Source organism: Flavobacterium sp., assembly GCF_044369455.1.
In the GTDB taxonomy this organism is placed as follows: Bacteria; Bacteroidota; Bacteroidia; order Flavobacteriales; family Flavobacteriaceae; genus Flavobacterium.
In genome coordinates this window covers 374282-400501 of the sequence record NZ_JBIPLW010000001.1, presented here as the reverse complement: position 1 = coordinate 400501, position 26220 = coordinate 374282, and the positions used below count along the sequence as shown (strand labels likewise).

The 26220-nt window shown below is 34.5% G+C and carries 21 protein-coding genes and 1 tRNA gene; 11 read left to right on the top strand and 11 right to left on the bottom strand.

Features of this window, described 5'->3' with window-relative positions; genetic code table 11:
* Positions 1–15: 15 nt before the first annotated feature.
* The 4 genes from ACIQ2L_RS01710 to ACIQ2L_RS01695 form a co-directional block, all read right to left on the bottom strand.
* On the bottom strand, positions 16–3474 hold the full coding sequence (locus ACIQ2L_RS01710; protein WP_396155805.1) for an efflux RND transporter permease subunit: 3459 nt from the start codon (positions 3472–3474) through the stop codon (positions 16–18).
* A 79-nt stretch (positions 3475–3553) separates the two neighbouring features.
* Positions 3554–4693, bottom strand: coding sequence for an efflux RND transporter periplasmic adaptor subunit (locus tag ACIQ2L_RS01705; protein WP_396155803.1), 1140 nt, complete (start codon positions 4691–4693; stop codon positions 3554–3556).
* Between the two features lie 12 nt (positions 4694–4705).
* On the bottom strand, positions 4706–6052 hold the full coding sequence (locus ACIQ2L_RS01700) for a TolC family protein (protein ID WP_396155801.1): 1347 nt from the start codon (positions 6050–6052) through the stop codon (positions 4706–4708).
* Between the two features lie 10 nt (positions 6053–6062).
* Positions 6063–6656: a TetR/AcrR family transcriptional regulator gene (locus ACIQ2L_RS01695; protein WP_396155799.1), complete on the bottom strand. Its 594-nt coding sequence runs from the start codon at positions 6654–6656 to the stop codon at positions 6063–6065.
* 147 nt (positions 6657–6803) lie between these two features.
* On the opposite strand from ACIQ2L_RS01695, the gene ACIQ2L_RS01690 reads away from it, so the two are divergent.
* The 3 genes from ACIQ2L_RS01690 to ACIQ2L_RS01680 are packed head-to-tail and all read left to right on the top strand — an operon-like array spanning position 6804 to position 8876.
* Positions 6804–7778, top strand: coding sequence for a polyprenyl synthetase family protein (locus ACIQ2L_RS01690; RefSeq protein WP_396155797.1), 975 nt, complete (start codon positions 6804–6806; stop codon positions 7776–7778).
* A gap of 4 nt (positions 7779–7782) precedes the next feature.
* Positions 7783–8499, top strand: coding sequence for a hypothetical protein (locus ACIQ2L_RS01685; protein WP_396155795.1), 717 nt, complete (start codon positions 7783–7785; stop codon positions 8497–8499).
* A gap of 23 nt (positions 8500–8522) precedes the next feature.
* Positions 8523–8876, top strand: coding sequence for a hypothetical protein (locus ACIQ2L_RS01680; RefSeq protein WP_396155793.1), 354 nt, complete (start codon positions 8523–8525; stop codon positions 8874–8876).
* Here the strand turns inward: ACIQ2L_RS01680 and ACIQ2L_RS01675 are convergent.
* Complete coding sequence (locus ACIQ2L_RS01675; protein ID WP_396155791.1) at positions 8873–9484, bottom strand: hypothetical protein; 612 nt, start codon at positions 9482–9484, stop codon at positions 8873–8875. The two genes, ACIQ2L_RS01680 and ACIQ2L_RS01675, sit on opposite strands and share 4 nt — an antisense overlap.
* A 53-nt stretch (positions 9485–9537) precedes the next feature.
* On the opposite strand from ACIQ2L_RS01675, the gene ACIQ2L_RS01670 reads away from it, so the two are divergent.
* The gene (locus ACIQ2L_RS01670) at positions 9538–12309 is read left to right on the top strand and encodes a 2-oxoglutarate dehydrogenase E1 component (RefSeq protein ID WP_396155789.1); all 2772 of its coding nucleotides are present in this window, start codon (positions 9538–9540) and stop codon (positions 12307–12309) included.
* A gap of 139 nt (positions 12310–12448) precedes the next feature.
* Complete coding sequence (gene odhB / locus ACIQ2L_RS01665; protein WP_396155787.1) at positions 12449–13675, top strand: 2-oxoglutarate dehydrogenase complex dihydrolipoyllysine-residue succinyltransferase; 1227 nt, start codon at positions 12449–12451, stop codon at positions 13673–13675.
* Between the two features lie 70 nt (positions 13676–13745).
* Here odhB and ACIQ2L_RS01660 read toward each other — a convergent pair whose 3' ends face one another.
* Complete coding sequence (locus ACIQ2L_RS01660; protein WP_396155785.1) at positions 13746–14171, bottom strand: hypothetical protein; 426 nt, start codon at positions 14169–14171, stop codon at positions 13746–13748.
* A gap of 220 nt (positions 14172–14391) precedes the next feature.
* On the opposite strand from ACIQ2L_RS01660, the gene ACIQ2L_RS01655 reads away from it, so the two are divergent.
* Complete coding sequence (locus tag ACIQ2L_RS01655) at positions 14392–15639, top strand: TCR/Tet family MFS transporter (protein ID WP_396155783.1); 1248 nt, start codon at positions 14392–14394, stop codon at positions 15637–15639.
* Here ACIQ2L_RS01655 and ACIQ2L_RS01650 read toward each other — a convergent pair.
* On the bottom strand, positions 15602–16039 hold the full coding sequence (locus ACIQ2L_RS01650; RefSeq protein WP_396155781.1) for a retropepsin-like aspartic protease: 438 nt from the start codon (positions 16037–16039) through the stop codon (positions 15602–15604). The genes ACIQ2L_RS01655 and ACIQ2L_RS01650 overlap by 38 nt on opposite strands.
* A 167-nt stretch (positions 16040–16206) precedes the next feature.
* Between ACIQ2L_RS01650 and ACIQ2L_RS01645 the strand changes: the two genes are divergently transcribed.
* The 5 genes from ACIQ2L_RS01645 to ACIQ2L_RS01625 all read left to right on the top strand — a co-directional run bounded on the left by ACIQ2L_RS01645 (position 16207) and on the right by ACIQ2L_RS01625 (position 20056).
* Positions 16207–16977, top strand: coding sequence for a TatD family hydrolase (locus tag ACIQ2L_RS01645; RefSeq protein ID WP_396155779.1), 771 nt, complete (start codon positions 16207–16209; stop codon positions 16975–16977).
* A 64-nt stretch (positions 16978–17041) separates the two neighbouring features.
* Positions 17042–18178, top strand: a complete 1137-nt coding sequence (locus ACIQ2L_RS01640) for a 1-acyl-sn-glycerol-3-phosphate acyltransferase (RefSeq protein ID WP_396155777.1) — start codon at positions 17042–17044, stop codon at positions 18176–18178.
* Complete coding sequence (locus ACIQ2L_RS01635; protein WP_396155775.1) at positions 18168–19196, top strand: asparaginase; 1029 nt, start codon at positions 18168–18170, stop codon at positions 19194–19196. The genes ACIQ2L_RS01640 and ACIQ2L_RS01635 overlap by 11 nt, the downstream gene beginning before the upstream one ends.
* A gap of 58 nt (positions 19197–19254) precedes the next feature.
* Positions 19255–19339, top strand: a tRNA-Ser gene (locus tag ACIQ2L_RS01630).
* Positions 19340–19363: 24 nt separating this feature from the next.
* Complete coding sequence (locus ACIQ2L_RS01625) at positions 19364–20056, top strand: porin family protein (RefSeq protein ID WP_396155773.1); 693 nt, start codon at positions 19364–19366, stop codon at positions 20054–20056.
* On the opposite strand, the gene ACIQ2L_RS01620 is transcribed toward ACIQ2L_RS01625, so the two are convergent.
* The 4 genes from ACIQ2L_RS01620 to ACIQ2L_RS01605 form a co-directional block, all read right to left on the bottom strand.
* Positions 20051–20656, bottom strand: coding sequence for a hypothetical protein (locus ACIQ2L_RS01620; protein ID WP_396155772.1), 606 nt, complete (start codon positions 20654–20656; stop codon positions 20051–20053). The two genes, ACIQ2L_RS01625 and ACIQ2L_RS01620, sit on opposite strands and share 6 nt — an antisense overlap.
* 12 nt (positions 20657–20668) lie before the next feature.
* A complete protein-coding gene (rpoN, locus tag ACIQ2L_RS01615) occupies positions 20669–22138 on the bottom strand; it encodes an RNA polymerase factor sigma-54 (RefSeq protein ID WP_396155770.1) in 1470 nt (489 codons plus the stop codon).
* A gap of 88 nt (positions 22139–22226) precedes the next feature.
* Positions 22227–23672, bottom strand: a complete 1446-nt coding sequence (asnS, locus tag ACIQ2L_RS01610) for an asparagine--tRNA ligase (protein ID WP_396155768.1) — start codon at positions 23670–23672, stop codon at positions 22227–22229.
* A gap of 63 nt (positions 23673–23735) precedes the next feature.
* Positions 23736–26156: an RND family transporter gene (locus tag ACIQ2L_RS01605; RefSeq protein WP_396155766.1), complete on the bottom strand. Its 2421-nt coding sequence runs from the start codon at positions 26154–26156 to the stop codon at positions 23736–23738.
* Positions 26157–26220: the final 64 nt, after the last annotated feature.

Here is a 26220-nt window from a genome sequence, read left to right as displayed (position 1 = left end):
TTCCCCTTTTTTGCTTTATGCATGTTCCTGGTTTTTTCTATCACGAAGCCAGTACTTAGTTCGTTTTACCAAGAAGAACATTACGGGTACCATAATTAAAGTTAATACGGTAGCATAAGTTAATCCAAAGATGATTGTCCAAGCCAATGGTGACCAGAAAATTACATTATCTCCACCCATATAAATGTGTGGATTTAGATCGGTTACTAAACCAAAAAAGTCAAAGTTTAAACCTATAGCAAGCGGAATTAATCCTAAAATAGCTGTTAATGCTGTCAATAGTACAGGGCGCAGACGATTTTTGCCACTTTCAATAATAATTTCTTCAATTTCTTCAATGGATAGATCGTTATGACTTTCAACACCTTTTTCAGCTACTTTTTTGTCTAATAGTAAAACGAAGAAGTCCATTAATACAATTCCATTTTTCACCACAATTCCTGCTAAAGAAATAATTCCCATCATGGTCATTAGGATTACAAAATCCATATTGGCAATGACATAGCCATAGAACACACCACTAAAACTCAATAAAACAGTAAATAGAATAATAATAGTTTTTGACACAGAATTAAACTGTAACACAATGATTATGGTAATTCCAGCCATAGCTAAGAATAAGGCATACATCAAGAAGCTTTGGTTTTTGCCTTGTTCTTCCTGCACTCCAGAAAATGAATAGGTAACTCCTTTAGGCAATTTATAATTGGTTAACTCACTGCCAATTTGTTTGGTAATTTCATCACCATTATAATCTGTCAATACATTCGAATAAATAGTCATTACTCGTTTGTAGTTTTTTCTTTTGATTTGGTTGTACGTCTTTACTTTCTCGGTTTGGGAAACAGCCGAAATAGGCACTTGCATCATTTGACCATTAGCTTGATTTCTGAAAGTCAACGATTGATTGAACAAAATGTTTTCGTTCTTGCGTTGATCTTCCTGCATTCGCACCATAATTTTATAGTCATCGTCCCCTTCTTTAAAGGTTGAAATTTCTTGACCATAAACAGAACGACGCAAGTTAAAGCCCAACTGACCTGTAGAAACACCCAAACTTCCGGCGTTTACTCGATCTACTTTTACTTCAAGCTCGGGACTTTGTTTATTGACATCAACATTTAACCTTTCAATACCAAGGATTTTTTTCGAGTCGATGAACGCAATCATTTTATCTGCTTCATAAAGCATTTGGTCATAATCCGAACCTGTTAATTGAATACTAATAGGATAACCAGCAGGCGGGCCATTAGAATCTTTTTCTACGGTTACCGTAGCGCCGGCAATTCCTTTTACTCGAGCTCTGATTTCATCTAAAACATCTGAGGTGTTAACTCCTTGTCTAAATTTAAATTCAGAAAAGTTAACCGTTACTTTACCTTTGAAAGGAGTTTCGTTTGCCGAACCAGCGTCTACATTTGGATTTCCTGCTCCAACACCAACTTGAGAAACGATACTTTCTGCCAAGTAGTTCTTATTCGTTTTTGGATCGATATATTTTTTCATGATATCGATGACCTGTTTTTCTACAAACAAAGTGGCTTTATTTGTTTTTTCGATATCTGTTCCCTGTGGATATTCAATATACGTAATTACTTGTCTTGGAATATTATCTGGGAAGAACAATATTTTTCTTGGGAAAACGTTTAATAATCCTACGGAAAAAAACAACATTCCAATAATACTGGCAAGTGCTATCCAAGCATTTCTACCCGTTAAAATTTTTCGTAAGAAGCGTTTGTATTTTTCTTCCAATTTCGGAAAAAAGCTATGTTGAAAATCTTGTGTCCATTGGTACATTTTCCATTTGTAGAGCCACATCAACCCTAATGAAATCAACGCTAAATGCCCAATACCTCGTGCAAATTTTAGATCTTTTACATTACCAATAATAACAAAAGCAATACCTATAATTGCGAATAGTATGGTATATTTTTTCGCAGATTTTAAGGTTACATTTTTATCTTCAATATCCATAGAACCACCAGTCATAGCAGCATTCACGACCATAGCTACAAATAAGGAAGCTGTTAATGTTACGGTTAATGTTATAGGAAAGTAAATCATAAATTTACCCATCGTTCCTGGCCACAAAGCGAAGGGCAAAAATGCCATTAAGGTTGTTGCTGTTGAGGAAATTACAGGCCACGCAATTTCGCCAATACCAATTTTAGAGGCTTGCACACGCGGCATCCCTTTTTTCATATTGGCAAATACGTTATCGACGACTACAATACCATCGTCAACCAATAATCCCAATCCCATTACCAATCCAAAAAGCACCATGGTATTTAAGGTTAAACCAAACATGGATAAAATGGTAAAAGCAATCATCATCGAAAGCGGAATAGCTGCTCCAACAAATAAGGAATTACGTAATCCCATGGTAAACATCAATACAATCATTACTAATACAATTCCGAAAATGATATGATTGGATAATTCATCTACCTGATGTTCTACTCGTTCCGATTGATCATTAGTCAGCTCGACCTCTAAGTCTTTTGGTAAATAATTTTCATGCGCTAATTCGAGTTTTTCTTTCACTTGATCAATAGCTGAAATCATGTTTTGCCCCGATCGTTTTTTCACATCTAACATCACCACTTCTTTTCCTTTTTCACGAGCATAGGTGGTTTTTTCTTTTTCCTTGAATGAAACGGTGGCAATATCTTTAAGATAAACGGTTCCTCCGTTGTGTTTTACAATTACATTTTCGAGTTCTTTAGGATCTTTAATTTCACCCACAATTCGAATATTATTTCGTGAACCTTGCGAAATCAAATTACCACCCGAAAGCGTCATGTTTTCATATTTTACTGCATTTTGAATGTCATCAAATGATACTTGTGCTGCTGTCATTTTAAAAATATCGACGGCAATTTCAACTTCCTTATCATCCACGCCAAGTATTTCTACTTTTTTAACTTCTGGGATTTCTTCAATATCATCTTGAAGTCGCTCACCATATTTTTTTAGTTGTTGCGTCGTGTAATTTCCTTTTAAATGGATATTTAAAATGGGCACTTCTTCTGAGATGTTCAATTCAAAAACGCTCGGTTCCACCTTACTACCATTGTCTAAACTAGGCCAATCAGTATCTGCTTTTACAATATCGACTTTGTCTTTTACTTTTAATTTGGCTTCTTCAATAGAAACTTTATCCGAAAACTCGGCAATGATCATTCCGTAGTCTTGAAAGGAACTGGCGGTTACTTTTTCTACACCGCTTATATTCTTTAGTTCTTTTTCGAGAGGTTTGACTATCAATTTCTCTACATCTTCCGCTGAATTCCCGGGGAAAACAGAGGATATGTAAACCTTGTTTTCTATAATTTCTGGAAAATCTTCACGAGGCATAGTGGTATACGCTATTAGTCCCGTGATGGTAACTAGTAAGGTGAAGATGTATACCGTTACGCGATTCTCTATCGCCCAACTGGATATTCCGAATTCTTTGTTTTTATGTGACATAGTATTTGTTTATAGTTTAGTGTTTGTAGTTTGTTGTTAAGGTTAGACTATAAACCATAAACAACAAACCATAAACTTTTTAAAAATTCAATTTCATTCCGTTTGAAATAGTGTTTACACCTTCGATAACAATAATGTCATTTGCCGACAGACCACTCAATATTTCGGTAACATTGTCTGATGATTTTCCAACAGTTACTAGTGTCTTTTTTGCCGTACCTGTTTTTCCGTTACTGCCTTGAACGACATATACATAGTTGGAACTTGTGCCGTCTTCTTGAATGACTCCAGTTGGAACTACGATTGCGTCTTTATTGGTGTAATCTGTAATTTTGAGTTTGGCAACCTGATTTGGACGTAATAAATTATCCGGATTTGGAATACTAACTTCTATCCCAAAACTTCTGTTATTTGGATTGATAAAATTACCAACCTGACGCACTTTACCTTTATAGGTTTTGCCAAGAGAAGTTAAATACACATCAACTAAATCTCCCATTTTTAATTTTCCAATATAGCTTTCAGGAACGGTAGTGGATACATACATATTTCCAAGGTTTACAATTCGCATTAACCCTTGCGGACTAGGAGCAACCACTTGTCCTTTTTCTGCAAAAACTTCATCAATTGTTCCTGAAAATGGTGCGCGTATTACCGTTTTTGATAATTGTGCTTTGATTTGTGATACTGCTTTTTGAGCGGAAATCATCTGAGTTTGTGCTTGAAGAAACTGAATTTCTGAACCAATTTTTTTATCCCAAAGATTTTTTTGTCTTTCAAAAGTCGTTTTTGCTAAAGTATACTGATTCTCGGCACTTTCCAATTGCTGACTCATTCCCGCATCATCAACTCTTCCTACTATTTGACCTTTAGCAACTCGTTGCCCAGCTTTTACAGTTAACGAAGTTAATATGCCGCTAAATTCAGGTTGAATCAAAATATTTTCTTTGGTATCTATACTACCTTGGATATCCAAGTAATGGTTAAAAATGGTATCTTTTAAAGTTGCAACGGACACCAGTGCCTCTTCTTTTTTAACATCCAATGTTGCTAATCCTGCTTCAATTTTTGCAATTTCTGTTTGAAGAGCGGTTTTCTTTTCGTTTAGTGCTTTAACGTTTTTGGTTTCTATTAAATTTTCAATAGATTGATTGTTTTCTTTATTTCCGCAAGCGAAAAGAACAATACTTAATAGGGTGATTATAATTATTTTTTTCATTGTGTATAAGGGTTAGTTTTTGTTTATTATTTTATCTAGGGATGCTTTTTTGTTGATAATGTTCACCATCGATTGAAGATAGTTTTGCTGTGCGGTATACAATTGCCTTTGCGCTTCATTGAAATCAAAACTTGACGACAAGCCTTCTGTGAACTTTATTTGTTGTTTTTTCTCAATGCGTTCCGCTAAGTTTAAGTTGCTTTTTGAAGTAGCATATTCTTCGATACTAAAGTCGTAATCACTTTTTGCTCTTTCATATTCTAATTTTATTTGCTGTTCGGTTTGTGTAAGTTGTGTTTTAGCTTGTTCTAAAGCAATTTTAGCCTGTTGTGTTTTTGCACTTCTGCCTAAACTACTAAATATTGGAACGTTTAAACTTACACCAAGATTGGAAAATCTATTCCATTTTTGATTACTATCAGCAAAAGAGAATTCATTTGAAAAAGAATTGTAACCAAAGTTATAGGCAGCTCCAAGAGATGGTAAAGCTTTGCTTTTTTGCAATTTTAATTCTAATGAACGTTGCTCTTGAAGATTAGATGCCATTTGATAATTAATGCTTTGAGATACTTCAAAACCATTTTGAATAAATGCTAAATCTAAATTAGACGCAGTCAAAGAATCTAATTTATCAGTCAGTTGTACTTCAGAATTAATTTCAATTCCTAAAGAAAGTTTCAGCATTTTGTTGGCAATTTCGATAAGCCTTTTCACATTAATTAAATTGCTATTAATTGAGGCTAAGGTAATTTGTAGTTGTTCCACGTTTTCTTCTTCAATCAAACCATTTTTGAAAGTTTCTTGAGTGTCGGACAAGGTTTTAGACAAGGTCACTTTATTTTTCTCAAGTATGGCAATGCTTTCTTCGGCAAGCAATACGTTACCATAGGCATTGATAACCATTTCTCGTATTTCTAAATTGGTTTTTTGCTTGGCATTTTCATAAAACTTCAAATAGGTTTTTGACGCCTGAAGCGCTACAATATAGGAACCATCAAAAATTAACTGACTTAACGTGAGATTAGAATTCATTGATTGTTTGGTGCCAAAAGCAAAAAGACTAATGTCATCTGGATTACCATTTGGGTTAAAAGCATTGCCAGAAACGCCTTGTAAAGTGAAATCGATATTATTTAAATAACCTACGCTTCCGCTTAATTGCGGCAAACCCAATGCTGTCGTTTCCCATTTTTTCTGTTTAGCAGAAGCGACATCTCGGTTAGCATTGATAACAGAATAGTTATGCTCCAACGCATAATCAATGGCTTCTTTGAGGCTAAATGAATAGCTTTCTTTCTTTTCTTGAGCTTGTAAATAACTCGTAAGCAGCAATAATGTTATTATTAGTTTGTTTTTCATTGATTGATGATTATTTATTTATTTCTAATTGTTTTTCTAATTCGATAATCCCTTTTGGCGTTGCCAAAGCACGCGTATGATATTCTAAGGCATGGTATTCTAATTCAAATACTTCTTTCTCAGATTTTGTAGTTTCATTAATGTTAAATATTAAAGTATAATAAAACCGAACACTAGATTCAACATCAGTAGTTGAGCGATACAATCCTTCCTTGATGCCTTTTGCAATATTTTGTCTAAAAACAGCATTACATTCGTCTAATTCTCTGCAAATAAATTCATCATGAATTTCGGGATAATGTTTTTTTAACTGATAAACAGGAGAATTGTCGAAGGAATTAAACATCTCTTTGAACATTTTTCTAATTTCAAAATTTTCATGAATTGCATTAAAATTTTCAGAGACAATTGAGTTTATAGAATCATGAATTTTTTCATGAACTGCTTTTGTTCCCTCTGAAATTAGAATTTCTTTATTTTCAAAATATTTATAAATGGTTTTTTTTGAAATACACATTTCACTAGCAATATCATCCATGGTAACGCTTTTGAAACCTAATTTCAAAAACATCTCAGTTGCCTTTTCAATAATTTTACACCTCATTATTCTTAATTTTTACGAGGCAAATGTAAAGAGGAAACTTTTAACACCAAAATAGTTTCCGTAGTGTTAACACTAATTTAACATGGAGAAAATAAAGACGCTTTTGTAATGCGGTAAGAATAACTTAAATTAGCCAAAAAAATTTTCATGCGTAAAATTTCCGATTATCAAGATTTAATTTCAAAACATTTTGAATCATTAAATTATCAAAAAGAACCAAGGAATTTATATGAACCTATTCGATATATTATTGCTCTTGGCGGAAAAAAATTGCGACCTGTTTTGACCTTAATGGCTACGGAAGTTTTTGATGTTGATTATAAAAAAGCATTGGCAGCAGCAACAGCGGTAGAGGTTTTTCATAATTTCTCGCTGATTCATGATGATATTATGGATGATGCTCCGTTACGAAGAGGAAATGAAACAGTACATGAAAAATGGAACATCAATACCGGAATCCTTTCGGGTGATGCTATGCTTATTTTAGCCTATCAATATTTTGAAGATTATAACCCAGCTATTTTTAGAGAATTAGCGAAACTTTTTAGTAAAACAGCACTTCAGGTGTGTGAAGGACAACAATACGATGTTGATTTTGAAACTCGGGATAATGTTACGATTCCAGAATATCTAAAAATGATCGAATACAAAACAGCAGTTTTAGTAGGAGCAGCAATGAAAATGGGAGCGATAGTGGCCGAAACTTCGGATAATAATAAAAATCTAATTTATAATTTTGGACTAAATTTAGGTTTGGCATTTCAATTACAAGACGATTATTTAGATGCTTTTGGAAATCCAGAAACCTTTGGCAAGCAGGTTGGAGGCGATATTATTGAAAACAAAAAAACCTATTTATATTTAAAAGCGATGGAATTTGCATCGCCAACAGAAAAAGAACAATTACTGCATTTGTTTTCCATTCAGCCCAATGACAATACCGATAAAATAAATTCAGTAAAAAACATTTTTAATACAACTGGTGCCAGTCAAGCAACGCAAAAAGCAATAGTAGACTACACACTAATAGCTTTTGATACCCTTCAAAAAATTGATATTGCATCCAACAAAAAAGAAGTTCTAAAAGCTTTTGGGGAGAAATTAATGGGAAGAAAAGTTTAAATAAATGAATTGGTTCCTTAGTTTACCACGATTTAATTCTCATAAACAAAAAAAAGGTAGTACCTTTTTCTATGCTTACTTCTTTCCTTTTTTTACAGTCGTAGCACTTTGGGTAGACTCAGTAAATTTTTCTAACATTTATTTTGACGGCAGAAATCTGACCAATATATTAGCCGTTGTTTATTTCTACTTATTCTTTCGTTCTTCTCAATCCTATTTAAGGAAACTCATGGTTGTAATGGTTTTTTTATCTTATATAGGAGAACTAATTTTTTGTAAACTTCTCGGAATGTATGCTTACAGAACACAAGACATTCCACTTTATGTTCCTTTTGGCCATGCCATAGTGTATGCTTCGGGATATGTTTTTGCCGAAACGTCTTTTTGTATTAAGAATGATTTTTTTTTAAAGAAATTCTTTTTAGTGTCATTCATACTTCTTTTTTTAGGCGTTGGCTTGTTTTTGAATGATGTTTTCTCCCTTATTTTTGGCACATTGTTTTTTGTATTAATGAAAAGGAAAAAATGGCAAAATGTTTATTATTTCATTGCACTTTGTGTTATCTTTATAGAGTTAGTAGGAACCTATTTTAAATGCTGGACATGGGTTCCAAAAACGTTTGGATTAATTTCAGCTACAAATCCTCCAATGGGAGCTGTTTTTTTCTATGCAGGAGGCGATGTGATTTTAGCCAAAATAGTAAGCTACTGGAAAGACTAATCCTTCAATAAATTTTTAAAACAATGAATTTTCCAGTTCCAATTTCCACAGATGAGCTATTGTCTACTGCACAAAATGAGAATTTATATCCAAAATTGATAGACCAAATCAACAAGGATTTCAACTTAGCCAACGAAGCCATTGATTTCCCTCAAAGCACAACGCCTCAGGAACTTAAAATACAAATACACGAAAAAATTTATCGATTAATTCAGTATAAATACGCCGAGTTACTCAACTTGCTTTACATCATCGATGTGCCCGAAGATAACATCAAACAATTAGACGGTTCAGACATCGCAGCACTTTCGGAAAAAATAGCATTCTTAATTTTAAAACGAGAATGGATGAAAGTGTGGTTTCGTAATTACTATTAAAAAAACACCCGAACAAAAGGCATAAAAGCACTGCCATAGATATCAATATCGCTGTCATAAAGTAAATTAAATCGACCTCCAATAGTAATGTTTTCTTGACGATAACCTCCGCCAACAAACAAACCCGTATTCCAAAAGTTTCTTTTTTGATTGTTGCCTAAATCTTGATAGGTGTTATTAACATTTACTTGTTCCAGTTCTATTGAAAGCTGAACTTCTTCAACCGGATTAAACAATCCAATTAAACTACCGCCAATGACATTTGAGGTGAAAACATTTTTTTGTCGTAAGTAACTATATTGTAGACCAGTTCCTAAAGCAAAATAATTATTAAAATTATATATAGCACTTGGTGCTATAGTAATATTAGTAAAATCATTTCCTATTGCTAAACCAAGAGAACCGCCGATGTTTACGCGTTCCCAAAAAGTATTGGTTTTGGTTGTTGGCAATCCATTTTTTTGTGCGTAAATTGAAGATGAAAACAGCAATGAAAAGATTAGAATGGCAATTTTATTGATTAAGGTTTCTAAAGTAGATTTCATATTTTCTTTTCTTTGAGTTTTTAAAGCATAAAAGTATCTAAAATAATTATAAATTTCTTTCAATTATTGTACTTTTGCCAAACTATAAAACAAATCAGGACATTCAATTATTTTTTATGGATAGGTTTTCCTTTTTAAACGCAGCACATACCGAATTTTTCGCCCAATTATACGACCAATACCTTCAAAACCCAGATAGCGTAGAGCCAAGTTGGAGAGCTTTTTTTCAAGGGTTTGACTTTGGAATGACGACTTTTAATGAAGAAAATGCGGTAGCTGAGTTAGCAAATTATGCTGCTCATGTTCCAGCAAACGGACAAGTTTCAGATAAACTTCAAAAAGAGTTTAATGTTCTTAAATTAATTGACGGGTATAGAACTCGAGGACACCTTTTTACCGAGACAAATCCGGTTCGCGATAGAAGAGTGTACACTCCAAATTTAGATATTGTTAATTTTGAACTTTCAGATGCCGATTTAAATACTGTTTTTGATGCTGCTAAAGTGTTAGGCCATCAACCAAAATCCTTAAAAGAAATCATAGCTCACCTCAAAAATGTGTATTGTCAACATATTGGAATTGAGTATATGTATATGAGAAAACCCGAGGTAATTCAGTGGATTCAAGATAGAATTAACATTAACGATAATCTACCAAATTTCAATAATGAACAAAAGAAGCACATTTTAGGGAAACTAAACGAAGCCGTTTCTTTTGAAAATTTTTTGCATACCAAATACGTTGGGCAAAAACGTTTTTCACTCGAAGGTGGAGAAAGTTTAATACCCGCACTAGATGCTATTATTGAAGCTGCCGCTGATAAAGGAGTAGAGCATTTTGTTATGGGAATGGCACACCGTGGTCGTTTAAATACCTTGGCTAATATTTTTGGAAAACCAACCCAAGATATTTTCTCCGAATTTGACGGTAAAGATTATGATAAAGAATACTTTGATGGCGATGTAAAATACCACTTAGGTCTTACTTCTGAAAGAAAAACAAAATCAGGAAAAACAATTAATTTAAATCTGGCACCAAACCCTTCACACCTTGAAACCGTTGGCGCTGTGATGGAAGGAATTACTCGTGCTAAGCAAGATAAATATTTTCCAGATGATTTTTCTAAAGTATTGCCTATTGCCGTTCATGGCGATGCTGCAGTAGCTGGACAAGGAATTGTATACGAAATTGTGCAAATGGCCCAACTTGACGGATATAAAACTGGTGGAACCATTCATATTGTAATTAATAACCAAGTTGGTTTTACTACCAATTATCAAGATGCACGTTCTTCTGTATATTGTACTGATGTTGCTAAGGTTACACTTTCACCAGTACTTCACGTAAATGCCGATGATACCGAAGCAGTAGTCCACGCGATGCTTTTTGCTCTAGATTTCAGAATGCAATTTGGCCGCGATGTATTTATCGATTTACTGGGGTATAGAAAATACGGTCACAATGAAGGAGATGAACCTCGTTTTACGCAACCTTTATTATACAAATTGATTGCGCGTCATAAAAATCCGAGAGATATTTATGCCGAAAAATTAATTACGGCAGGAATTGTAGATGCTGCTTATTTATCCAAAATAGAAAACGACTACAAAGAGAATCTTGATGAAAATCTTCAAGAATCCCGTAAAAAGAATTTGACTATCATCAAGCCATTCATGCAAGACGAATGGCATGGCTATGTTCAGGTTTCGGATGATGAAATGCTGAAAAAAGTCGATACAACTTTCGACAAAAAACAATTAGACGAAATCATCGTTTCGGTTTCGACATTACCCTCTGATAAAAAGTTCATCAGCAAAATTTCAAAAATTGTTACGGATAGAAAAGCTATGTATGACAAGGATGTCATCGATTGGGGAACAGCAGAAACCTTAGCGTATGGGTCATTATTAACCGAAGGTTATGATGTTCGTATCTCAGGACAAGACGTTGAAAGAGGAACTTTTTCTCATCGTCATGCAGTAGTAAAAGTAGAAGACAGCGAAGAAGAAGTTGTTTTATTGCAGTCGGTTAAAGGGAAGAAAGGAAAATTCAATATTTTCAATTCACTGCTTTCAGAATATGGCGTTCTCGGATTTGATTATGGTTATGCTTTAGCGAATCCAAATGCATTGACGATTTGGGAAGCACAATTCGGGGATTTCTCCAACGGAAGCCAAATTATGATTGACCAATACATTTCATGTGGCGAGGATAAATGGAATAACCAAAACGGAATCGTAATGTTGTTGCCTCACGGATACGAAGGGCAAGGTGCAGAGCACTCTTCGGCCCGCATGGAACGTTACTTACAATTATGTGCCAAACACAATATGTTCGTTGCCGATTGTACCACTCCGGCGAATTTCTTCCATTTGTTGCGAAGACAAATGAAAACTAAATTCCGTAAACCGTTAGTCGTGTTTACACCGAAAAGTTTATTACGTCATCCGTTGTGCGTCTCCACTCGTGAGGAATTGTACAAAGGCAGTTTCCAAGAAACGATTGACGATACGTTGGTTGACAAGAAAAAAGTAAAAACAGTCGTGTTCTGTACCGGCAAATTCTATTACGATATTCTTGCAGAACGAGAAAATTTAGGCAGAAATGATGTAGCTTTGGTACGTATAGAGCAGTTATTTCCGTTACCAGTTGCCCAATTGAAAGGCATTATTGCAGGTTATCCAAATGCTGATGATTTTGTTTGGGCACAAGAAGAACCAAAAAATATGGGAGCATACAGCTTTATGCTGATGAATTTCGATTTAGTGAAATGGAGATTGGCATCATTAAAAGCGTATGCAGCACCGGCAGCAGGAAGTCATACAAGAGATAGAAGACGTCATGCCGACGCTATTCGTATGGTATTTGACAAGAATTTATTTAGATAAATAGTAGGAGCTATTTCCCGCTGTCCGCAGTATCTTTTTATTTTTGTCATCCTGAGCTTGTCGAAGGACAAAAATAAAAAGGATACTTGCTTCCATCGGGGCTAGAAAAAAAATATACAACACTATAAAGTTATAAAATATGATTTTAGAAATGAAAGTCCCATCACCGGGAGAATCGATTAAAGAAGTTGAAATTGCCACTTGGTTAGTAAAAGACGGCGATTATGTAGAAAAAGACCAAGCGATTGCTGAGGTTGATTCTGATAAAGCTACGTTGGAATTACCAGCTGAAGCCAGCGGAATTATTACACTAAAAGCGGAAGAAGGCGATGCAGTTGCCGTTGGGGCTGTTGTGTGTCTTATAGATACTAGCCTCCCCAACCCCTCCAAAGGAGGGGCTTCTACACCAGAAGTAATAGAAAAACCAATAGTAGAAGACAAAAAAGTAGAAGTGGTTGCGACACCAGTTGCTCAGACTCTCCCTTCGGGGGTTGGGGGGCATCCATCTCCGGCTGCTAAAAAAATATTAGACGAGAAAAGCATACAACCTTCAGATGTTGTTGGTTCAGGAAGAGACGGAAGAATCACCAAAGAAGATGCCGTAAATGCCGTGCCATCCATGGGAACACCTACTGGCGGAAATCGTGGTTCAGAAAGAACAAAACTTTCTATGTTGCGTCGTAAAGTAGCAGAAAGATTGGTTTCCGCGAAAAACGAAACGGCCATGTTGACAACGTTTAACGAGGTCGATATGACTGCCATTTATGGGTTGCGCGAACAATACAAAGAAGAATTCAAAACCAAACATGGATTAGGATTAGGCTTCATGTCTTTCTTTACCAAGGCGGTTACCAGAGCGTTACAATTGTATCCTGACGTAAATTCGATGATTGATGGTCAAGAGAAAATCTCATACAATTTCTGTGATATTTCGGTTGCGGTTTCAGGTCCAAAAGGATTAATGGTTCCGGTAATGAGAAGCGCAGAGACTTTGTCTTTCCGTGGTGTTGAAGCTGAAATCAAACGTTTGGCTATTCGTGCTCGTGACGGACAAATTACGGTTGATGAAATGACCGGAGGAACGTTTACCATTTCTAACGGAGGTGTTTTTGGAAGTATGTTGAGTACACCAATCATCAATCCACCACAATCAGGAATTCTTGGAATGCACAATGTAGTAGAAAGAGCGATTGTTAAAAACGGTCAAATCGTAATTGCACCAGTAATGTTTGTAGCACTTTCTTACGATCACAGAATAATTGACGGACGTGAGTCAGTAGGATTTTTAGTTGCTGTTAAAGAAGCGTTAGAAAAGCCTGAAGAATTATTGATGGACAACAATGTTAAGAAAGCTTTGGAATTATAATTTGATTTATTACATATAAAAAAGCCGTTTAGAATTTCTAAACGGCTTTTTGTTTATTTAAACTTTCTTATTATTCAGCAGTAACGCTTGCTGAAAAAGTTCCTTCAGTAATAACTAAGTCAGCTCCTGTACCAATAAATGGCTCAACAGTTCCAGAGAAAGTTCCTTTAGCTTTAGTTGAAGAGTTAACAGTTACATTTGAAGTAAAAGTTGTAGCATCGTAAGAATCAGTTGCATTATCATAAGTAAATCCAGTAACTTTATCACCAGTACCTGATGCTATAGCAAAACTTACTTCTTCAGTAGGATTATCTATGCTGCCGATATAGCCAAACACATTTGTAGTTCCACCAAAGCTAATTGCTATAGTTTTAAAGGTTTTTTTTGTTCCGTTAACTTTCATACTCATTGAACTTCCACCGTCACTATCGCTTGAGCAAGAATTCAACGAAAATGTTAAAGCAACTGCTGAAACGAATAAAAATAATTTTTTCATAATGTTTTGTTTTTTAAGTTTTAAGTCACAAAACTAACTAAATTTTTTAAAAAAGCAAGCCTATCCTATAATAATTCTAAACAAAAAAGCAAAAAATGGATTGTTAATTAAATCTTAACAAAAACTTAATTAAATAGAGACTTTGATTACAATATTTTCTAATACTAATGTAAGTAAATTATAAATTTGTTTTCCGTTAATTTGTATCTCATTGTAAGTTATGAAACAAAAACAAAAACAAGCAGCGATAGGATTTATTTTTATCACCATGCTTATCGATATTACCGGTTGGGGAATTATTATTCCGGTCATTCCAAAGTTAATCAAAGAACTCATTAATGGAGATATTAGCGAAGCCGCAAAATATGGAGGATGGTTGACTTTTGCGTATGCCATAACGCAGTTTCTTTTCGCACCATTAATTGGAAATTTGAGCGACAAATTTGGCCGACGACCTATCATCTTAATTTCACTTTTTGCCTTTGCATTGGATTATCTTTTATTGGCTTTTTCACCAACAATTATATGGTTATTCATAGGAAGGATTATTGCTGGTTTAACAGGGGCGAGCATCACAACGGCCTCGGCCTATATTGCTGATGTAAGCACACCTGAAAATAGAGCCAAAAACTTCGGAATGATTGGGGCTGCTTTTGGCTTGGGCTTTATTATTGGACCTGTTATTGGTGGATTATTGGGACAATACGGTTCTAGAGTTCCCTTTTATGCTGCCGCTATTTTGTGTATGTTGAATTTCTTGTATGGCTATTTTATTTTACCCGAATCGTTATCCAAAGAAAACAGAAGGGAGTTTCAATGGAAACGAGCCAATCCAATTACGGCTTTTACTCGTTTGAAAAAATATCCATCATTGATAGGTTTGATTATCGCTATTTTCCTTTTGTATGTTGGCTCACATGCCGTACATAGCAATTGGAGTTTTTTTACGATGTATCGTTTCAATTGGGATGAAAAAATGGTAGGCATTTCGCTGGGCGTTGTTGGACTTTTAGTCGGATCAGTGCAAGGCGGATTAATTCGTTGGACAAGTCCACGACTGGGAAATGAAAAGAGTATTTATATTGGGTTATCGTTGTATACAGTAGGCATGTTGCTCTTTGCATTTGCGACACAAAGTTGGATGATGTTTGTTTTCTTAATACCCTATTGCTTAGGTGGAATTGCCGGTCCTGCATTGCAAGCTACCGTTTCTGCAAAAGTTCCAGCCAATGAACAAGGCGAGATTCAAGGAACAATGGCGAGTTTAATGAGTGCATCGGCTATTATTGGGCCACCAATGATGACCAATACGTTTTACTTTTTTACTCATAAAGAAGCGCCGTTTCAATTACCTGGTGCGCCCTTTATTTTAGGAAGTTTTTTGATGTTGTTGAGTACGGTGATTGCTTATTATTCATTAAAAAAAAATGTTACTGCAAATACAAACAATGATTATAATAATCAATAATCGCTTTACCTTCCAATAAAATATCGGCACCAATAATACCGTGAACCGGTTTGGCTTTGTGTTGTTGTAACGCTTCGTTAACATGTGTCATATCAAAAATAACCAAATGAAATTCATCGGTTTTCCAACGACCAATTTTTAGTGAATTGTTTTTGGCGAGTTGAGTCTTCATTCCTGTAGCTCCGGCACCCGATGCTTTGGTTTTTGATTTTCCTGCAGTCAAATTAAAATAGTCAATACCTTCAAAACCGACACAACTATTGGAAGCACCAGTATCAAGAATAAAGTTCCCTGTAATACCGTTTATTTTTGCTTTAATTAATAAATGTTGGGTTTTTGAAACTTTGAAGTTCAGTTTTTTATAGTTTGATTTTTTGAGAATATCATGTAGATTTTTCATAGTTGTAGCACAAAGTATCACAAAGGTTTTGCACAAAGATACATTAAGTTTTCTTTGGGTGACTTTGTGCTTTCTTAGTGAAACTTCTTGTAATAGTGCTTAAAATCGTAATTTTGCAAAGTTTAACCCGAAACCTTAAACTCGAAACCTGTAACCCGCAACTCAAAATGATTTTAACCGATACCCACACCCATTTATATTCTGAAGAATTTGAACACGACAGAAATGAAATGATTCAACGCGCTATTGATTCTGGTGTTTCGCGATTTTTTGTTCCGTCTATTGATTCGTCCTACACTCAAAAAATGTATGACTTAGAAGCACAATTTCCTTCAAACATTTTCTTGATGATGGGTTTGCATCCGTGTTATGTAAAGCCCGAAACCTATCAGGAAGAATTAGCACATGTTGAAACCGAACTGGCTATAAGAAAGTTTTATGCCATCGGCGAAATTGGGGTGGATTTGTATTGGGACAAAACAACTTTGAAAATTCAACAAGAAGCTTTTCAGCGCCAAATCCAATTGGCAAAAAAACACAAATTAGCCATCAACATTCACTGTCGTGAGGCGTTTGATGAAGTTTTTGAAGTATTAGAAAGTGAAAAGGCGACTGATTTATTTGGCATATTTCATTGCTTTGCTGGCGATTTCGGTCAGGCCAAAAGAGCGATTGATTTAAACATGAAACTCGGAATTGGCGGTGTTGCTACGTTTAAAAACGGAAAAATTGATCAGTTTTTAAATGAGATTGATTTAAAACACATTGTTCTCGAAACGGATTCACCTTATTTAGCGCCAGTACCTTTTAGAGGCAAACGAAACGAAAGTAGTTATACCAAATGGGTTGCGGAAAAATTAGCACAGATTTATCAATTGCCTATAGAAGAAATTGCCCAAATTACTACACAAAATTCAAAAGCCATTTTTGGGATTTAACCCAAAATTTAACAAAAATTGACTTTTTTTTTGTTCTTTTGCCACTGTAAAATTGTAAGCCAAGATGCAAAGATTTGATGCAATTCGTCCGTTTTATGATACCGAAGTAAATGAAGCTATTTGCGCCTCACTAAATCATCCGATGATGAAGGCAATAATGAATTTTACTTTTCCCGAACTTGATGACGAAATATGGAAAGAACAGCTAAAAAGAACCCATTCTATCCGTGATTTTCAATGCAATTTTATATATAAAGCGCTGAAAAAAGTCTTGGAGAAAAGTTCGGATGGCTTATCAACTTCGGGTTTTGATACATTAGAAAAAAACACCTCTTATCTTTTTATTTCCAACCACAGAGACATTATTTTAGATACTTCTTTATTGAATGCCTGCTTATTTGAACATGGATTAGTGATGACTGCTTCTGCAATCGGAGATAATTTGGTAAAGCGAGATTTCATGAATACGTTAGCAAAACTAAACAGAAATTTTTTGGTACAACGCGGTTTATCGCCTAGAGAATTGCTACAAAGTTCTAAATTAATGGCAGAATATATTGGACAATTATTGTTGCGCGAAAACCGATCAGTGTGGATTGCACAGCGTGAAGGAAGAACCAAAGATGGTAATGACGCAACACATTCAGGTGTTTTGAAAATGCTTGCAATGGGTTCAGACGAAGCAAACGTAATTGATTATTTTAAGAAAATTAAAATTGTCCCTGTCTCAATTTCGTATGAATATGATCCTACCGATGCTCTTAAAATGCCACAGTTAATAGCCGAGGCCAATGATGAAATATACATCAAAGAAAAAAACGAAGATTTTGTTACGTTATTAAGCGGAATCATTGGTCAAAAGAAGCGCATTCACATTCATGTTGGTACTATCTTGAATACCGAATTACATGAAATTGCTCATGAGTTTGACAATATAAACAAGCAAGTTCAGGCCTTGGCACAGGCAATTGATGATTCTATTCTGCAGAGTTATAAATTATGGCCGACTAACTATATTGCGTACGATTTATTAAACAAATCTACTACTTATAGCAGTTTCTACACAGAAAACGAAAAGTCATTGTTTGAGCGAAGATTGGAAATGAAAATCGATGAAAATAATCTGCAAATGGTGGAAAGCTTTTTAGCAATGTATGCCAATCCGGTGTTGAATAAATCAAAATATTTGAATGCAAACTAAACCCAACATACTTCTTGTTTATACTGGCGGAACTATCGGCATGATCAAAGATTTTGAAACGGGTGTTTTAAAGGCGTTCAACTTTAAACAATTATTGCAAAAAATTCCAGAACTCAAGCATTTGGATTGTACTATAGAAACGGTATCTTTTAAAAAACCTATCGATTCCTCGAACATCAATCCAGAAAAATGGGTAGAAATTGCTGAAATTATTGAAGGAAACTACACCAAGTTTGATGGATTTGTAGTACTTCACGGTTCGGACACGATGTCGTATTCAGCTTCAGCATTGAGTTTTATGTTAGAAAATTTAAGTAAGCCAGTTGTTTTTACGGGTTCTCAATTACCCATTGGAGATTTAAGAACTGATGCAAAAGAAAATCTCATTACAGCCATTCAAATTGCCTCTTTACAAGAAAAAGGGAAATCAGTCATAAACGAAGTTTGTTTGTACTTTGAATACAAATTATATCGGGGAAATAGAACAACCAAAATAAATGCTGAGCATTTTAATGCTTTTGCATCTCCAAATTATCAGCATTTAGCAGAATCCGGCGTTCATTTGAATGTCAATTCTAACATTGTTTTGCAAAAAAAAACGACTAAAAAGATAGTAGTTCATAAAAAAATGAACAGAAACGTGGTCATTGTAAAAATGTTTCCTGGAATTACAGATTCTGTTTTATCAGCGATAATTGCTATACCAAATCTGAAAGGAGTGATTTTGGAAACCTACGGATCTGGAAATGCACCAACGGATGATTGGTTTGTAAATACGCTCAAAAAAGCCATCAATAATGGTATACATATTATTAATGTAACCCAGTGTTCGGGCGGGAGCGTCAATATGGGACAATATGAAACCAGTTCACAGCTCAAAGAAATTGGTGTTATTTCAGGAAAAGATATTACCACTGAAGCCGCAATCACCAAACTGATGTACTTGTTGGGACAAAATGTAGCAGGAGCTGTTTTTAAAACTATTTTTGAAACATCTCTTCGTGGCGAAATGAGATAACAAATTAGTATTTGAACTTTTTTTACTCAAAAATTTTGTTGTTCTTTGTACCACAATTAGAGAGGTGGCCGAGTGGCTGAAGGCGCACGCTTGGAAAGCGTGTATATGGCAACATATCGAGGGTTCGAATCCCTTCCTCTCTGCTTTTTCTTCCTAAAAAAAAGTGTATGCGGGTTTCTCTTTTCATCATAACATTTTTTACAACGATAGCCATTTTTGCTCAACAAAAACAAATAGATTTTGATGCAGTAGATTCGTTATATCGCGAAGATCAATTTTATTTAAATATCACCTACAACGCGCTTCAAAAACGCCCAGATGGAATAGCTCAAAACAAACTTTCTCCTGGGTTTGCTATTGGTTTTTTGAGAGACATGCCAATAAATAAGAAAAGAACTTTCGCCTTTGCAGCTGGATTGGGGTATTCTTTAGGAATCTATAATCATAATTTAGAGATAAGAAGTTCTAACGGAAATAATACCTATCAAGTTTTTGATCCTGAAGTTAGCTTTAGTAAAAATAAATTATCGCTTCATTATATCGATTTGCCTTTAGAGTTTCGATGGAGGAATTCTACTCCAGAAAGTCATGTGTTTTGGAGGGTTTATACTGGAGTAAAATTGAGTTATCTTTTTTATGACGAATATAAATCGGCGTCCTCAACAGGAGATTTTAAATTATCCAACAATAAAGATTTTAACCAGCTTCACTACGGAATTTACATGGCTTTTGGTTGGAATACTTGGAATTTCTATGTGTATTATGGTCTAAATCCGTTGCTTCAATCGGCTGCGAAAATTGAAAATGAGTCAATAAACATGACTACGACTAATTTTGGTTTAATGTTCTACATTTTATAACCAAAGATAAAGTAGTACGCTTTGTGGAATAGCGCCACAAAAAAAACCAATCAACAATTCTTTATTCGAATGGGCATTCATTACTAAGCGTGAAGAAGCCACTAGACCATTCATAATAATAAAAAAAGCCACCGTGTTAATCGTATTGATTTCATTGTAAATACTTAATCCAATAATAAAAACGGTCAGTGAGCTAATACCAATCATATGAATACTGGCTTTGATTTTGAAATACAAAAAAAAGAAAGCCAAAATAGTACTTATAATTCCCCCTGCAAAGAATAAAAAAAGGCTTGGGAATCGATCAAAAGTGATGCTCTTTTGAATTAAAACTGCAAATAGCATTAGTTGTAATAGCAAAGGGATTTTTCGCTGAGAAATGTCTGAGAGCATTACAGTGTCAATTTTCCCGAAAGTTCTAAGAAGGAAGAAAAAGGCAATAGGTAATAGAATTGTAATGATAATTATTTGTAAAAACAGAATCAAATATTGCGGTAATGTAAAATAGCTATTGTCAAGTAACACATAAAAAACAGTTCCTAAAAGTGGAATGAAAATAGGATGGAAGGCATAAGAAAAAAAAGGAAGAATTTTTTTCAAAGTGTTTTTAATTTAAATTTTCTTCCGCATACGTGCCACAGGAATATCGAGTAAATCCCTATACTTGGCTATAGTTCTTCGGGCGATTGGGTATCCTTTTTCTTTAAGAATGTCGGCTAATTGATCATCTGGTAACGGTTTGCTTTTGTCTTCTTCTTCAATAACCGTTTTTAGTATTTTTTTGATTTCAAGCGTAGAAACATCTTCCCCTTGATCATTTTTCATCGATTCAGAGAAATATTCCTTGATTAGTTTTGTGCCGTAAGGTGTGTCCACATACTTGCTATTAGCCACTCTTGAAACCGTAGAAATATCAAGACCAACCATATCAGCAACGTCTTTCAAAATCATAGGTTTTAGTTTGGTTTCTTCTCCATCTAAGAAATACTCCTGCTGAAAGTGCATAATAGCATTCATCGTCACGAAAAGTGTTTCTTGACGTTGTCTTATGGCATCGATAAACCATTTGGCAGAATCCAATTTTTGTTTGATAAATTGCACCGCATCTTTTTGCGAATGTGATTTATCCTTAGACACTTTATAGGTTTGAAGCATTTCTTGATAATCCTTTGAAACGTGTAACGTAGGAGCATTTCTGCCGTTTAACGTCAGTTCCAATTCGCCATCTACAATTCTAATTGCAAAATCGGGGACAATTTGTTCTACCACACGACTGCTGCTATCAAAAGCGCCACCTGGTTTTGGGTTTAATTTTTCTATTTCTTCAATGACTTTTTTAAGTTGTTCTTTTGAAATAGAATACGTAGCTAATAGTTTGTCGTAGTGCTTTTTAGTAAATGCGTCAAATTCATTTTGAATCATATTGATAGCCAAATCAACATATTCTGTCGGTGTTTTGTGGCGAAGTTGCAACAATAAACATTCGTGTAAATTTCGGGCTCCAACTCCAGCGGGATCCAAATCTTGAATAATATGAAGCATTTTTTCAACGGACTTTTCATCCGTATAAATCCCTTGAGTAAATGCCATATCGTCTACAATATCCTGAATGTCTCTTCGCAAATAACCATCATCGTCAATACTACCAATTAGGAATTCAGCAATATCATGTTCGTCATCAGTTAAAACAAAGGTATTTAACTGATTAATTAAATCTTGATGAAAACTAGTTGATGAAGCAAAAGGAATTTCTCGGTCTTCATCATCGTCGCTATAATTATTCGCTTGTAGCTTGTATTCGGGAGTTTCGTCATTGCTTAAATATTCGTCAATATTGATTTCGTCGGTTTCAATGTTGTCGCTTCCTTCATAATCATCGTAGTCATCATCATTGTTGTCGAACTCATCCTTTTCATACAATTCCTCTTCTTCTTTACCACTTTCTAAAGCCGGATTTTCAACCATCTCCTCCTTGAGTCGTTGCTCAAATGCCTGCGTAGGCAATTGTATCAACTTCATCAACTGAATTTGCTGAGGTGATAGTTTTTGGGATAATTTTAGATTTAGAAACTGTTTTAACATTTATAATGGTTTAAAGGTTTAAGAGTTTAAGGGTTTAAAGTTGTTATGGTTAAACAACATTAAACTATTTTAAACAACATTAAACATTTTAGAATTCTGCGTTTTGTGGTGTTCTCGGAAATGGGATTACATCTCTTATGTTGGTCATTCCGGTTACAAACAATACTAATCTTTCAAACCCTAATCCAAACCCTGAATGAATTGCAGAACCGAATCTTCGGGTGTCTAAATACCACCAAAGTTCCTCTTCTTCAATACCGAGTTTTTTCATTTTTTCGACCAAAACATCATAACGTTCTTCTCTTTGTGAACCCCCAACTATTTCTCCGATTCCAGGAAACAGAATATCCATGGCACGAACCGTTTCTTTTCCGGGTTCAGTGTTGTCGTTCAATCGCATATAAAATGCTTTGATGTTAGCAGGGTAATCAAATAATATTACAGGACATTTAAAGTGTTTCTCCACCAAATAACGTTCGTGTTCCGATTGTAAGTCAGCACCCCATTCATTAATAATATATTGAAATTTCTTCTTTTTATTAGGTGTTGAATCTCGTAAGATCTCAATGGCTTCGGTATAGGAAACACGTTTGAAGTTATTCTCTAAAACGAAGTTTAATTTTTCTAATAAAGACATTTCGCTTCGTTCAGCCTGAGGTTTTTGTTTTTCTTCTTCGGCTAAACGACTTTCCAAAAATTTTAAATCGTCCTGACATTTATCCATTGTATATTTGATTACATACTGAATAAAATCTTCTGCCAAATCCATATTGTCATTCAAATCATTGAAAGCAACTTCAGGTTCAATCATCCAAAATTCTGCTAAATGTCTTGTTGTGTTCGAATTTTCAGCACGAAAGGTTGGTCCAAAAGTATATACTTGACCTAATGCCATAGCAAAGGTTTCTGCTTCTAATTGTCCTGAAACAGTAAGATTTGTTTCTTTTCCAAAAAAGTCTTCTTTATAATTTATACTTCCATCTTCATTTTTTGGTAAATTTTTTAAATCCAACGAAGTAACTTGAAAAGTTTCACCAGCTCCTTCTGCATCACTCCCTGTAATTATGGGTGTATGTACATAATTAAAGTCTTTATCATGAAAATATTTATGAACTGCAAAAGCTAAAGTAGATTTTACTCTATTTATTGCACCATAAGTATTAGTTCTAACTCGTAAATGAGCATTTTCTCTAAGGAACTCCAACGAATGTTTTTTGGGTTGCATTGGAAATTTCTCTGCATCAGAATCTCCCAAAATTTCTAATTTCGAAACTTGAATTTCATATTTCTGACCCGCTCCTTGACTTTCAACCAGAGCTCCAGTTACCGAAACAGCTGCTCCCGTTGTAATTCTTTTTAAGGTTTCTTCTGGCGTGTTTTCAAAATCAACAACACATTGAATGTTGTTAATTGTTGAACCATCGTTCAACGCAATAAATTGATTATTTCTAAAAGTTCTTACCCAACCTTTTGCATTCACTTCTGAAATTGTGGTATTACTGCTGAGTAAGCTTCTAACTTTTGTATGTTTCATTTTTTAATATGAGATTTTAAATATTTAAAATTTGATATTTAATATTATGATTGCAAATATAAATTATTTATTGTTTTTTTCTACTTCATCAATCTCTTCATCAGTATGTTCTATGATGTCAATTATTGGTTCTGGCAGTTGTTGTTCGTTAGCTAATCTTTTGTTTAAAGTTAAAACTAAAGAAGGTAATAAAACCAAATTAGATAACATTCCGAAACATAAAGTCAGTGCAACCAAACCGCCAAGCGCAACGGTACCTCCAAAACTAGACAACATAAATACAGAGAATCCGAAGAATAACACAATTGAAGTATAAAACATACTGATTCCGGCATCGTCGAAGGTAGCAAATACTGATTTTTTAATTCTCCAATTGTTACGTGAAAGTTCTAATCGATATTGTGCCAAGAAGCGTAACGTATCATCAACCGACATTCCGAAAGCAATTCCGAATACCAATAAAGTAGATGGTTTTAACGGAATTCCTAAAAAACCCATCAAACCTGCAGTCATTAGTAATGGTAATAAATTGGGTATAATAGAAACCAAGACCATTTTGAATGAACGGAACATTATAGCCACTAATGCACCCGTTAGAAAAAATGCAAATAAAAGTGAGGAAAGTAAATTGTCGAGCAAGTACTTAGTTCCTTTTTGAAACACAGATGGTTTTCCGGTAATAATCACTTCATATCTTGGCGAAGGAAATAGCTTGTCCGCTTTATTTCGAATATGAGCTTCTATAGCTTCCATTTTTTCTCCGTTTTCATCTTTGATAAAGGTGGTCATTCGCACCACTCGTCCGTCTGAAGAAATGTAATTTTTCAGTTGATTATCTTTGGAGTATTTAAATGAATTTTTGATATAGGGAAGTAAAGCGAACTCCTCATTTGGTGAAGGCAACGCATAAAAATCAGGATTTCCATTATAATACGCTTGATTAAAACTTTTTGCAATATTGACAATAGACAATGGTTTTGAAAGTTCCGGAATATCAGTTATCGTTTGTTCTAACTCTTCCATTTTTCTTAATGCAGAAAGCTTCATGGCACCGTTTTTTCTTTTGCTATCAATCATAATTTCCAAAGGCATAACACCGTCAAACTCTTTTTCAAAGAAGCGAATGTCTCTATAAAAGTCCGTGTTTTTAGGCATGTCTTCAATAATACTTCCTGAAACTTTTATTTTTTCAATTCCGATAATTCCAAAAACTAATAAGCAGACCGAAATAACATAGACACTAATTCTATTGTACTTAACGGTATTAACAATCCATTTTAAAAACTTTGTCAATGATTCTCTTTCGAGATGACCTAAATGTCTTGGAATTGGAGAAGGTATATAACTAAAAAAAATGGGTATTAAAAGCAAGCTCAAAAGATAAATTGCCAGAATGTTTAAGGTGGTTACTACTCCAAATTCTCTCAGCAAGACATTGTTTGTCGCAATAAAAGTTGCAAAACCAACAGCGGTAGTAATATTGGTCATTAATGTTGCCGTACCCGTTTTGGTAATTACCCTTTGTAATGCTTTGGCTTTATTAGCGTGTTTATAGTATTCCTGATGGTACTTATTGATAAAGAAAATGCAGTTTGGTATTCCGATTACAATAACCAAAGTGGGTACTAAAGCAGTAAGTACTGTAATTTCATAACCCAATGCACCCATAATTCCGAAGGACCACATTACGCCAATAATAACAACAATTAAAGAAATCATTGTTGCTCGGAATGAACGGAAAAAATAGAAGAAAATTAGTGACGTAATTAATAAAGCTGCTCCAATAAACAAACCGATTTCATCAATAATGGTTTTAGCATTAAGCGTTCGGATGTAAGGCATTCCAGAAGTGTGAAGCGTTATTCCAGTTGCTTTTTTAAATTTTTCTAATCGTGGAATCAGTTGATTAAGAACATAGTCTTTTCGTTTTTCGGTGTTGACTATTTTTTTGTCTAAGTAAATCGCAGAGCGAATGGCACCCGTTTTTTTATTGAAGAGTAACCCTTCATAAAAAGGCAATTTAGTGAACAGTTCCGTTTTTTTTTGTTTTAAATAGGCCTCGTCGTGAATTTTACTCTCATCAATCAAAGGATTCAACTCGAAAGTTTCGAGATAATCGTTTTTGATTAATTTTTGCAGATTATCAACAGAGACAACTAAACTTACCGCTTTATCCAATTTGATGTCGTTCATTAAATCGCTCCAAGCTTTGTAAACTTTTGGGGTAAATAGCTTTTTATCTTTAGTAGCAATTACGATAAGGTTTCCTTCTTCTCCAAAATAATTTAGAAATTTTTGGTAATCAACATTGACTTTGTCGTCAGCTGGAATTAAGTTGGCTTCGGTTTGGGTAAACCTGATGTATTTCCATTGACATACTAACAGAATTGTTATTAAAACAATACTTGTTAATATAATAATTCTATTTCTGAGGATAATTCGGGCGATTAATTCCCAAAAACCAATACCTAACAACTTTTTCATTTGACCTAAAACGGGTTGCAAAGGTAATCAAAACCATAAAAAATTAGAGTGAATTATTGCAAAG